Here is a 12,274-nt window from a genome sequence, read left to right on the forward strand (position 1 = left end):
TTGAAAAAGAATTTACAAAAATTTTACCGGGTTAGAAAGTAGCGTTTTTGTAGAGGCTTTAATAATGGAAGTTAACTAGTGACTTTGTGCTATTGCTATATTAATTTATGTCACTATTAAAGCTTATCTAATCATAATCATACATATTAGTACTTTAAAAATGGTGTAAAAATCATCAATTGTAATCAATCTTATGCTTTGGTAAAGACAAAATTCATCTATCCAACTAGAAATATTTAACGCTTTCATTTCATTATTTGGCTATGTCGTGTTATTATATTAGCATAAAAAGTATTTAGATTTTATATATATTCGGTCATATTATTATATGATTCGGCTATATACTAACTGGGGTGAAATACATGGATTTATTGGATTTTCTATTTTTCTCCAAACGTGCAAAAAATCAATTTATTCCTAATCATATACATAATTGTTATGAGTTGGTTTATTATTATACAAGTGGGATAACAGAGATAGCTTCAGTTGAATATTCATTTCATGAGAATACATTTGCTCTCATTTCTCCAAACGTGGAGCATAATGAGATTCATTATTCAAATGCGGATGTATTATTTATTGGTTTTCATAGTGATAGTGAAGAAATTGTCAACTTAAATGGTGTATTTCAAGATAGCAGTGATTGGACAATAAAGCGTACTTTACAAAAAATGAAAGATGAGTTTATGCAGCGACAGGATCGTTTTCCTGAAATGCTTAATCTGTTAGTGGGAGAGCTTATCATTCATTTGCAACGATTAATTGGTCCTACTAAATCTCATAATCAAATAGAAGAGAGAATACTGTATGTACGTAATTATATGGATGAATATTTTCGACAAAAGCTATCCGTTGAAACTTTAGCAAGTATTGCTGGTTATAGTTATGATCGGTTTCGTCATTTATTTAAGGAAAAGTTTGGAATTGCTCCTCTACAGTATCTTTATTTAAAACGAATAAACTATGCAAAAGAATGTTTAATCAAGGATCCGTCCATGCTTGTTTCAGAAATTGCTTTAGAAGCAGGGTTTGTTAACGATTCGCAATTTTGCAATGTCTTCAAAAGGGAAACTGGTTTAACACCTACCTTATTTAGAAAAAATTATTTGAAATGATGTATTTTAACTTGTAAGGCGAGAAGTCATTTATTTCTATTGGCGGTGCGATAAATCGCATTTCTTTTCATTTATATTTGTCCTCAGAGGGATAATAAATTAACTTGGTTATTGGAAACAAAGGAGAAACCTGGTATATTTTATACGTTAGGATAGTATAAATTTAGTTGATAATTAAGGAAAACAGTGAAAGTTTTAATGTTCAACGTGTAAGTGCAACTAGGGAGTTGTTTATACTAAATGCTTGATCCGATTTTTTACATATAGATATAATTTGAAAATAAGGAGGGGACATAACTTTGGTGACGATAAAAGATATTGCTGAAATGGCAAGTGTTTCGAGATCCACTGTTTCCAGAGTTTTGAATAATTCTGGTTATGTAAGTGATGACGCGCGAAAGCGTGTTGAGGAAGTCATTGAAAAAACAGGTTATGTGCCGAGTAGATATGCAAAATCTTTAAGGACAAAAAAGACGAAAGTAATTGGAGTGATTCTCCCTACTATTCAGACAGAAACGCCTAGCAGGGTGGTTACAGGTTTAGGAAAAGAATTATCTAAACATGGGTACCAGATTCTACTTGCAAACACGAACCACAACAAAGAAAAGGAATTGGAGTACTTAGATTTGCTTATGCGCCAGGTGGATGGAATTGTATTGATTGCAACGAATACAAAACCAGAACTTATGCAAAAAATCAATGAGATCAGTCTGCCGATTGTCCTCATTGGTCAGGAAGCAGAAGGAGTTATGTGCGTTACGTATGATGATTATCATGTAGCTAGAGAATTAACCGCTTTCTTAATAGAAAAAGGACATAAACGGATCGGTTTTATTGGCGTTGACGAATCCGATCGGGCCGTTGGTTACTTGCGTAAAAAAGGATTTTTTGATGAAATGATGGCACATCATTTAGCAATTGAAGAAGCTTGGATTCAGAAAGCGGTCTTTGATATTGATTCAGGTTACACGGCGATGGAAAATATGATAAAATGTTGTTCCAAACGACCAACCGCTATTGTTGCTGTTACGGATAGATTGGCAATAGGCGCTATCAGCTATTTAAAGCAGCAAGGATTTAACGTACCAAAAGATATGGCGTTTATTGGAATTGGCGCTTCCGAATTATCCCAGTATGTTGATCCCTCGTTAACGACAGTTGACTACAAAAATGAAAAAGCAGGTGAAGAAGCAGCGAGGCAGATTTTAGCTCGGATTCGTTCAGAAAAATATCAAGAAAAAATTGTACTAGACTATAGACTTATTATTCGTGATAGTGTATGATATATGTGAAATCGATTTCACATATATTTTTTATTGCTTGTGGTATCGATTCCATAAAGAATAAAGCACTGATAGTTTGGGATAGTATCTAAATGAAAAGATATTTAATTCATGATGTGCGATGCTATTTTCTCCCATAAGATATATGTACCGGGAAGAAAGTAGCTGAAAAAGGTCCTTCGTTTAATGGATATACCATAACTTCCGCTATCATATTTTTATTTGTCTAATGTGGAATCGATACCATGATAAAAGGAGTGTAATAATGTCAGAAAACAGGAACATAGCTCAAGAACTGATTGAAGCGATTGGCGGATTAGAGAATATCGCTTCTGTAGCTCACTGTGCGACAAGGTTACGTTTGATCATTATTGATGAGAAAAAGATTGATAAAGAACGTGTAGAAAAGATTAATAAAGTAAAGGGAGCGTTCTTCCACTCAGGACAATTTCAAGTTATTTTTGGTACTGGTACAGTAAATCAAATCTATGAAGAAGTAGAGAAATTCGATGTAAACAGCATATCTAAACAAGAACAAGTAAAAGAAGCGGCGAAAAAGGGGAATAAATTCCAACGTGCTATCCGTACATTTGGGGATGTTTTTGTTCCGATTATTCCAGTGCTTGTAGCTACTGGTTTGTTTATGGGGCTTCGTGGATTAATCATGCAGGAGGAGTTGTTGGCATTTTTCGGTTTGTCGCCAGCTGATATTTCGGAAAACCTCATTCTATTTACGCAAATTCTGACGGATACAGCATTTATCTTTTTACCTGCATTGGTTGCTTGGTCTACGTTTCGTGTGTTTGGTGGCACACCGGTCATTGGAATAGTTCTCGGCCTAATGCTAGTTAGCCCATCTTTACCGAATGCATGGGGAGTTGCAACAGGTGCAGAACCATTGATGTTCTTTGGGTTTATTCCGGTTGTTGGCTATCAGGGATCTGTACTGCCGGCATTTATCGCTGGAATAATTGGTGCTAAATTGGAACGAGTAATTCGTAAACGAGTACCTGAGGCACTTGACTTAATTCTTACGCCTTTCTTAACTTTGTTAATTATGATTGCTGCATCATTATTTGTGATTGGACCTGTTTTTCATTTAATTGAAGGTTATATTTTGGATGGTACACTTTATATTTTGAGTTTACCATTTGGTTTAGCTGGATTATTCATTGGTTTCTTTAATCAAATCATTGTAATAACTGGTGTTCACCATATTTTTAATCTATTAGAAATAAAGCTGCTTGAAAGTATTGGCGGTAATCCTTTTAACGCTATTATTACCTCCTCTGTTGCGGCTCAGGGTGGAGCGGCACTTGCAGTTGGGCTAAAAACAAAATCAAAAAAGCTAAAGGCACTAGCTTTTCCTTCATCATTGTCAGCATTTTTAGGTATTACGGAACCGGCAATCTTTGGGATTAATTTACGTTATGTAAAACCATTTGTAATGGGATTAATTGGTGGTGGCGCTGGTGGATTCGTTGCTGCGTTAATAGGTTTAAAAGGGACGGGAATGGCTGTTACGGTGATTCCTGGTACGCTGCTATATTTAAACGGACAAGTTCTTTTATATCTATTCGTTAATTTAATTGCGATTGGTGTTGCCTTTGTGCTTACATGGCTCTTTGGCTTTTCAGATAAACAATTGAATCAGGATTAAAAAATAAGAGACAATTGAAGGATCGGCTCATCATTTATGTTTAGGAGTTTTATATATGAATAGTAGGATAGAAAAAGATATAGCATATAAACAAATAGAGGATAATAAACAAAAAGTAGCAAGTGATCCTTATCGACTGCATTATCATATTATGCCACCGGTAGGATTGTTAAATGACCCGAATGGGTTTGTGTTTTTTAAAGGACAGTATCATATTTTTTATCAGTGGAATCCTTTTGCAACGAATCATGGTCCGAAGTTTTGGGGACATTCTGTTTCTGAGGATCTCGTTCATTGGAGAGAAGCACCCATCGCACTTGCACCTGATAAGTGGTATGACAAAAATGGATGTTATTCCGGAAGCGCTATTGTTTTTGAGGATAAAATATACGTTTTTTATACAGGAAATGTAATCGATGATGAGGGGAATCGTAATTCTTATCAATGTATGGCCGTATCAATTGATGGGGTTCACTTTGAAAAAAAGGGTCCTGTCATTCATGTTCCTGATGGTTACACGGCGCATTTCCGTGATCCGAAGGTGTTTTTTAACAACGGAAAATGGTTTATGGTGCTTGGGGCGCAAACAGAAAAAGAAACAGGCGAGGCTGTCCTATACACTTCTTCTGATTTAAAAACATGGATTTTTAAAGGAACTTTATTAGGTGCCGAGTCTAATGGGGGAGAAGATTTTGGTTATATGTGGGAGTGTCCGGATATTTTTCGCTTAGGTGATAAGGATATTTTACTAGTTTGTCCTCAAGGAATTCCTGCTAGAGGATTTCAATACCAAAATATTTTTCAATCTGGTTATTTTGCCGGTCAAATTGACTATGATAATGTATCTTTTCTCCATGATTCCTTTGTTGAATTGGATAGAGGGTTTGATTTCTATGCACCACAAACGACAGTTGATAAAAAAGGAAGAAGATTATTGTTTGGCTGGTTAGGAAACGCAGAAGTAGGTGAATCAAAACATCCTACTGTCAAATACAACTGGATACACGCTTTAACGATCCCCCGCTATTTAGAATGGAAAGATGGGAAGTTATGGCAATGTCCGGTCGAAGAACTTGAAAAATTATATGAAGATGAAACTTACTATGATAATGTAGTGATAGACAATAAAAAGCCTATTACGTTACCTTATGTTTATGGGAATGTGTTTGCAATGAAGCTAGGGATAAAGAATTGGCAAGCAAGCAAGTTGATCGTACAAATTGGAGAATCTAATCTCATCTATGATCAAACATCCCAAGTGTTTACTTTTCAGAGAAAAACTTTTACTGCTCCACATGCATTAGAGAGCAGGCATTGTGTTTTGAAAAATTTAAAGGAGATGCTCATTTTTAAAGATACATCCTCCATGGAAATTTTTCTTAATGATGGGGAAGAAGTATTTTCTTCACGGATTTTTGATGATTTGGAAGCGAAGGATGTTATTTTTAAAGTTGAAGGTAGTGTTACGATTAATATAAAGAAATGGAATGTGAAAAAGATAACAAAATATTGAAAACAAAAAAATAAAGGAAGCAGTTAAGAAGATGGTTTCTTCTGCTTCCTAGGAGGTTTGTATATATGTTAATTGGGGCAATTGAAGCAGGCGGTACGAAGTTTGTATGTGCAGTTGGTGATAAAAACGGGAAGATAATCGATAAGATCAGCCTTCCGACAGTTGACCCAGATGATACATTAAAAGCAGTGAAAAACTATTTTGCCAACTATGCAATTGAAGCTCTTGGTGTAGGTATGTTTGGGCCGATTGATTTAGATAAAAAAAGTTCCACATATGGTTCAGTTTTACATACACCAAAAATAAATTGGCGTAACTATCCGTTGCTTGATAAGCTTCAACATGATTTTTCAGTACCCGTATACTTAGATACCGATGTAAACACGGCTTGTCTTGGGGAGTACAACTACGGTGCCGGTAAGCATGCGGATAGTTGTTTGTATATTACAGTAGGGACTGGAATCGGTGCAGGATTTGTCTTACGTGGGGATGTATTTCAAGGAAAGAATCATCCGGAAATGGGTCATATTTTACTTCGAAAACATCAGGATGATCCATTTACAGGTAGTTGTCCAAGTCATGGTTCGTGCTTAGAAGGCCTTGCTTCCGGTACGGCGATGGAGAAACGTTACGGTATGAAGGCAAATTTGCTGGTAGATAAAGAGCAAGTTTGGGAAATCGAAGCTTACTATTTAGCACAAGCAATCATGAATTATTATCTTATTTTGTCCCCGGAGAAAATTATCATTGGTGGGGGAGTAATGAAGCAGGTAAAACTTTATTCGATGATTCGCAAGTATTTTTTGGAGTTGCTGAATGGTTATTTAGAAGTGAAACAGGTGGATGATCTAATCGTTGCTCCAACATTGAACGATGAGCAAGGTGTAAAAGGGGCTATTGCATTAACGCTAAAGTAATATGAAAAGTATTTGATAGATTTGGATGTTTTTTTAACATGCATCCAGTTCGTTAAACTTAATATGGGTGAAATGTTACCATATAAATAATAGAATTCGTTGTCGGGGGAAAAAAGTTGCAACATACGAAATACTAACGTACTGGATGTAATGGTATAGGAAGAAAATGGATGTAGAGCCGGGTTTATTTACGAGCCTTTTTGTCAAGATGAACCATGTTCTTTTTTTATTTTGATTATACTGAATTTTTCGATTGGTACTCATGTACAAAAATATACAATTTTCTCTAAAATAGATTTGCTTGAAGCTTGGGGGGGAAGACCCTTCAAGGTGACTAGACTTTAATATCTCCTATTTCATATGATCCAACAATCTGAAAAAGCATGCTTTTCCACTGCTGAAAATTTCAAATTTTGTATAATAGGTTTCATTTAATGGCAAATTACACTATTATAATAAGTATACAAACTATGGACGACTAATATTTCAACTAAGAATTTGTTTAGAATGGGAGAATTCTTATGAAAATACAGGATGCATTGTTGATTGGTGGGTTAGCAAGAGGAAAAGTTATCGCTGGAGAAAAAGGTATATCTCGTGATATCACAGCTATTGAGGTGATGGAAGTACCTGAGGTAATGAGTTGGGTAACGCCTGGGGTTTTAGTTGTTACAACCTTTTATTCGATTAAAGATTTGCCAAACAGGCAAGTTGAGATTGTCCAAGCTTTAATTCACCAAAAAGCTGCTGGAATCGTCATCAAACTAGGACGCTTTATTACTTCTATCCCAATTGAAATCATTCATTTAGCAGATAAGCATAATTTTCCAATTGTAACCATTCCAAAGGATGTCACTTATATTAGTGTTTTAACACCCCTATATGAAAAACTTTATTTGGAAAAACAGCAAAAAACAGTAGAATTGCAGCATCCATTGTATGAAATTGAACAAACCAGTTTTTCCTCTTTACCAGAAGCATTGAATCGAATAGCTGAAATTGTTAATTCCCCTGTATATATTGAAGATTTAGACGGTCGTTTGTTATATGCGGCTGCTTTATTTCATGCTGATGGCTGGCGGAGATCCACTTCGCTGTTTTCGAAGCCCTACTATTCTGATTATATCAAAGAAGTTACTAGATGGGAAAATGACGTCTTAACGAATAAATATGCAGTATTCTATAAAACGGGGTTGCGCAGAAAGATTCTTCTACCTCTCATATGGAAAAATAGTTTGTTTGCTATTTTGCATATTTCCTATACGGACAAAGAATTGTTTCAAGGTGTTTCCCCAAATCATTTAAACAATGTGGCGAATAAATTAAGTCAGCTCTTTATCAGTGACCAACTATATTTACAAAAAAATCGACAGGATGATTTAGAGGCAATCGAACAATTTTTATTGCATCTGGACGATATCAATGCAACGAAGACGGCAATAATTGTTAATTTTTATGGGAATTGGTTGAAACTAACGAATTATCCAAAGCACCAAGTTATTGATTACTCTAGCTTAATTAGAAAAGAACTCTATGGGCTCGTCAATCAGCTAACAACTTGCGAAAACTTTATTTTTGAGAAGTATAATAAGTTTTATTTGTTCTTGTATTGTAAAGAAAAAACATATGGTCAAATTGTAGCTCAATGGAATGAAATTATTGAACGATTTAATGGAGAAGACAGCTGGAATTTTACTCGCGTTGCCATTAGCCCATCGATTAAAACTCCAACCAGCTTTGAGGAGCACGTGCATACAGTAACTAAAACAATGGAGATCGGTTTAAAAATAAAGCCGGAACATACGGTTTATACACATGATAAACTAGGCATTTACGAAATTCTTCTCCAACTGACTTCTGATCTGTTTGCTCGTAGATATACACAAAATGTTTTATTTCCATTGCTTCAAGAAGACAACGATTTGATGGAAACACTACAAATGTATTTGAATGAAAATGGTAATGTGTCAAAGGCTTCAGAAAAATTATTTATTCATCGCCGTACACTAAATTATCGAATACAAAAAATTGAGCAGTTATTAAATATGGATTTAAATGATGCCGACAATCGCTTTATTTTAAAATTTTGTCTAATGATTAAAGATCTGATATGATCAATTTTTATTCTAGAGACCGATATGTATGCTTTCTACGGTGGGTATCTTGTATCCGTTTAACTGAAGCGTTTCAGACCTAGCAAACTTCATTCTTCTTCCTATAATTAAGTTAACATCGGCTCGGAATCTAGGAAGGCCGACGAAAAGCGGGCTTGTCGCTTGGCGTCGGCATGCCCTTGTTTTAGAGGCAAGTTTCCCTTATCCAAATGTGAAGACGTATTTTTCTCCATTCAAAAAGTGGCTATGATTTTGCGTCTGATGAGATAACGACTCTTAAATGTCTGATTGGTTCATTACATTCTTTGGAAAAAGCGTTCCACAGAATGAAGTTCCAGCTTAATTGCTTCAGAAGATTTCCAGTTTGTACGTCTATTCTGAGCGCTTTTAGCTTTTGTTCTGCTTCTAATCAGTAGGAAAGTAGGGTAAATCCCCGCTGTATCGTTTTATTGTTGTGAAGAAAATGCTGTTATATAGTGAAAAACAAATGTTCTAAAAACTTTATAGTTCTTGCCTAGTTATGTAGAACAACACGGAAACTTTTTCTCATAAATAGTCCATGGCAAAAGTGGGAAAACGTAACCTGATTTTTTTTCCCCCTTATTCCATTCCTGGGAATTGTTAAAAAATTTATAATTATAAAAAGGGATGGACAGATATTATGATTTTTTAAAAAGAAAAGTCTGTGAAATTTTATTATTCATCATAGATAAAAGTTGCTCAGAAATTTTAATGTCAATATTCGAAATAATCAAAACAAATAGTTATTTAAGGAGACTTTGTAATGCGTTATTTGGATGAAAATGCAATAAAGAATATTGCGGTTGGAGCTGCGGTACTTGGTACGGGAGGCGGGGGTGATCCTTACATTGGAGAATTAATGGCATTACAAGCTATTAAAGAGCATGGTCCTGTAAAAATGCTTGAGGTTGATGAAGTACTAGACGATGCTCTTGTTGTACCGATTGGCATGATGGGAGCTCCAACTGTATTATTTGAAAAAGCGCCTGGAGAAAATGAAGCAAAAAATGCGTTTCAACTTATGGAAGAGCATTTAGGAAGAAAGATTTTTGCAACGATGCCGATTGAAATTGGTGGAGTAAATTCATTGCTTCCGGTAGCAATTGCTGCTCGCCTTGGTCTACCAATTATTAATGTTGATGGTATGGGAAGAGCTTTTCCAGAGCTACAAATGGTTACATTCTATCTAGACGGTATTTCAAATAGTCCTTTGGTCATTGCTGACGAACGAGGGAATACTTCCATTCTTCAGACAATAGATAATCATTGGTCAGAACGAATTGCTCGTAACATAACGGTTCAAATGGGTGGTTCTTCTACAGTTGCTCAATATTCCATGTCTGGAAAGCAAGTGAAGAATAGTGGTGTAGCTAAAAGTTTAACGTTTGCTGAAGGGATAGGAGAAATTATTAGAAAATCAAAACAAAATCCGATTCAGGAAGTATTATCTTTTACAAGTGGCTATTTATTATTTGAAGGAAAGGTAATAGACATAGATCGGAAAACATCGACAGGTTTTGCTAGAGGAATTGCAACAATAGAAGGAATAAATGAAGATAAGGGAAAAAAACTATCCCTACACTTTCAAAATGAATTTTTATTAGCTACAGAAAATGGCAAGCCTGTGTGCATTACTCCTGATTTAATTTGTCTACTTGATAATGAAACTGGACAGCCAATTACGACAGAAGGCCTAAGATATGGAGTGAGATGTACAGTAATCGGCATTGCATGCAACGAAAAATGGAGAACAGAAAAGGGAATCGAAACGGTTGGTCCAAGATATTTCGGCTATGATTTAGAATATATACCAATTGAAATAATAACCAGCGAGGAGGTGATATAAAATGAGCTCCTATCGGATTGGAATTGATGTAGGTGGGACAAACACAGATGCGGTTATTTTAAATGAAGCTATGGAGGTAATGTCAGCGACAAAAATAATTACACAAGACAATGTTAGTGAGTCGATTTTATTAGCTTTAAAAGAAGTTGTGCAACAAGCTGATATCCCAACACAACGAATTACGCATGCTATGCTTGGTACTACACATTGTACCAATGCCATCGTTGAGCGCAAACATTTAAATAAAGTTGGGATTATCCGTATTGGCGCTCCTGCTAGTATGGCTGTTAAACCACTTATCGGATTTCCAGAAGATTTACAGTCACGCTTAGGTAACGAGGTATATATTGTTCGCGGCGGACATGAATATGACGGGAGAGAAATTGTTCCATTAGATAAACAAGCAATTTATGATGCTGCTAGAAAGATGAAAGGAAAGGTAGATTCTGTAGCGATTACTTCGATTTTTTCGCCTGTAACTCAGGATCATGAAGAAATTGCTCAGGCAATTATAAAAGAAGTATTAGGTGATGATATTCCTATTTCTTTGTCGTTTGAAATCGGTAGTGTTGGACTTATTGAACGCGAAAATGCAACCATTTTAAATGCTTCTGTAGTTAATGTTGCAAAAGCGATGGCTAACGGATTTATCGCTGCTCTATATGAGGAAGGAATCGACTGTCAAGTTTATTTTGGACAAAATGATGGCACACTGATGTCAGTGGAATATGCTATGAAATACCCTATCTATACGATTGCTTGTGGGCCAACAAATAGTCTACGTGGTGCTTCTTATTTGTCAGATGTTGAAAATGGGATTGTTGTCGATGTCGGAGGTACTACGACAGATGTAGGTGTATTGGTAGACACTTTTCCGCGTGAATCAGCGTTAGCTGTTGAAATTGGTAAAGTTCGTACTAATTTCCGTATGCCTGATCTTGTTTCAATTGGTTTAGGAGGCGGCACCATCATACGTATTAAGGAAGATAACACATTTACAATTGGTCCAGATAGTGTTGGATATCGTCTGAAGGAGAAAGCAATGGTGTTTGGTGGTGATACGTTAACAGCTACGGATATTGCTGTTTTCTTAGGAAAGGCAAATATTGGAGACTACAATAATGTGGCACATTTAGATGTACTATTGCTGGAAAAAATTTATCAACAAATGATAGCGATGGTAGAGAATGCTATTGATCAAATGAAAACAAGTGGAGAACCTGAACCTGTCATTCTCGTTGGTGGTGGAAGTGTTTTATTTCCTGGGCAATTAAAGGGAGCTTCCCACGTTTATAAACCTGAAAATTTTGGTGTTGCTAATGCTATTGGGTCAGCGATAAGTCAGGTTAGTGGACAAGTAGAACGCATTTATTCATTAGATCAATTCGGACGTCTTGAAGCAATTGAAGAAGCGAAACACTTAGCGATTGAGGAAGCAATCACTGCTGGTGCAAATCCTGATACTTGCAAAATTGTTGAAATTGAAGATGTTCCACTAGCTTATTTACCTGGTAATGCAACACGTATAAGTGTAAAGGCAGCAGGTGAGCTATTGAAATAATCGAGATGATTCAACATGTACATTTTGTTGTTAGCCGGCTTATCTTATCCCGCATGCCTTTGCGGTACTAACTTCAGTAAGGGAAAGCCCTGCTGAGTGAAGTTTCATTATAACGAGGTAGTATTTATGAACTACGTTTCGTTGAATTCTTTTGGACATGCACTAATAAATTTTATTTTTAGATGATTTCTAAAGAAAGATTTTGATTGTTTAAGTAGTATTTTCGTTTCTACTTTGAAAATTG

The 12,274-nt window shown here is 35.7% G+C and carries 8 protein-coding genes; all 8 read left to right on the top strand.

All coding sequences use genetic code 11. From position 1 onward, the window contains the following. Positions 1-362: 362 nt before the first annotated feature. Positions 363-1,115 carry an AraC family transcriptional regulator gene (locus BN1066_RS11920; protein ID WP_077319715.1) on the top strand — a complete coding sequence of 251 codons (753 nt, stop codon included), beginning with the start codon at positions 363-365 and terminating at the stop codon, positions 1,113-1,115. A gap of 299 nt (positions 1,116-1,414) precedes the next feature. Next, positions 1,415-2,398, top strand: a complete 984-nt coding sequence (locus tag BN1066_RS11925) for a LacI family DNA-binding transcriptional regulator (RefSeq protein ID WP_077319716.1) — start codon at positions 1,415-1,417, stop codon at positions 2,396-2,398. 265 nt (positions 2,399-2,663) lie between these two features. Next, positions 2,664-4,058, top strand: coding sequence for a sucrose-specific PTS transporter subunit IIBC (locus tag BN1066_RS11930; protein ID WP_077319717.1), 1,395 nt, complete (start codon positions 2,664-2,666; stop codon positions 4,056-4,058). Between the two features lie 55 nt (positions 4,059-4,113). Continuing rightward, complete coding sequence (locus tag BN1066_RS11935; protein ID WP_077319718.1) at positions 4,114-5,571, top strand: glycoside hydrolase family 32 protein; 1,458 nt, start codon at positions 4,114-4,116, stop codon at positions 5,569-5,571. 65 nt (positions 5,572-5,636) lie between these two features. Further along, positions 5,637-6,488, top strand: coding sequence for an ROK family protein (locus tag BN1066_RS11940; protein ID WP_077319719.1), 852 nt, complete (start codon positions 5,637-5,639; stop codon positions 6,486-6,488). Between the two features lie 521 nt (positions 6,489-7,009). Beyond that, the gene (locus tag BN1066_RS11945) at positions 7,010-8,602 is read left to right on the top strand and encodes a PucR family transcriptional regulator (RefSeq protein ID WP_077319720.1); all 1,593 of its coding nucleotides are present in this window, start codon (positions 7,010-7,012) and stop codon (positions 8,600-8,602) included. A 784-nt stretch (positions 8,603-9,386) separates the two neighbouring features. After that, complete coding sequence (locus BN1066_RS11950) at positions 9,387-10,469, top strand: S-methyl thiohydantoin desulfurase family protein (protein WP_143695805.1); 1,083 nt, start codon at positions 9,387-9,389, stop codon at positions 10,467-10,469. A gap of 1 nt (position 10,470) precedes the next feature. Beyond that, positions 10,471-12,030: a hydantoinase/oxoprolinase N-terminal domain-containing protein gene (locus tag BN1066_RS11955; RefSeq protein WP_077319721.1), complete on the top strand. Its 1,560-nt coding sequence runs from the start codon at positions 10,471-10,473 to the stop codon at positions 12,028-12,030. Positions 12,031-12,274: the final 244 nt, after the last annotated feature.

Source organism: Virgibacillus proomii, from assembly GCF_900162615.1.
In the GTDB taxonomy this organism is placed as follows: domain Bacteria; phylum Bacillota; class Bacilli; order Bacillales; family Amphibacillaceae; genus Virgibacillus; species Virgibacillus proomii.

What these genes read in the sequence shown, in the direction of transcription:
- BN1066_RS11920 (WP_077319715.1), top strand. Translation starts at nt 363, where the DNA reads ATGGATTTATTGGATTTTCTATTTTTCTCCAAACGTGCAAAAAATCAA.
- BN1066_RS11930 (WP_077319717.1), top strand. Translation starts at nt 2,664, where the DNA reads ATGTCAGAAAACAGGAACATAGCTCAAGAACTGATTGAAGCGATTGGC.
- BN1066_RS11935 (WP_077319718.1), top strand. Translation starts at nt 4,114, where the DNA reads ATGAATAGTAGGATAGAAAAAGATATAGCATATAAACAAATAGAGGAT.
- BN1066_RS11940 (WP_077319719.1), top strand. Translation starts at nt 5,637, where the DNA reads ATGTTAATTGGGGCAATTGAAGCAGGCGGTACGAAGTTTGTATGTGCA.
- BN1066_RS11945 (WP_077319720.1), top strand. Translation starts at nt 7,010, where the DNA reads ATGAAAATACAGGATGCATTGTTGATTGGTGGGTTAGCAAGAGGAAAA.
- BN1066_RS11950 (WP_143695805.1), top strand. Translation starts at nt 9,387, where the DNA reads ATGCGTTATTTGGATGAAAATGCAATAAAGAATATTGCGGTTGGAGCT.
- BN1066_RS11955 (WP_077319721.1), top strand. Translation starts at nt 10,471, where the DNA reads ATGAGCTCCTATCGGATTGGAATTGATGTAGGTGGGACAAACACAGAT.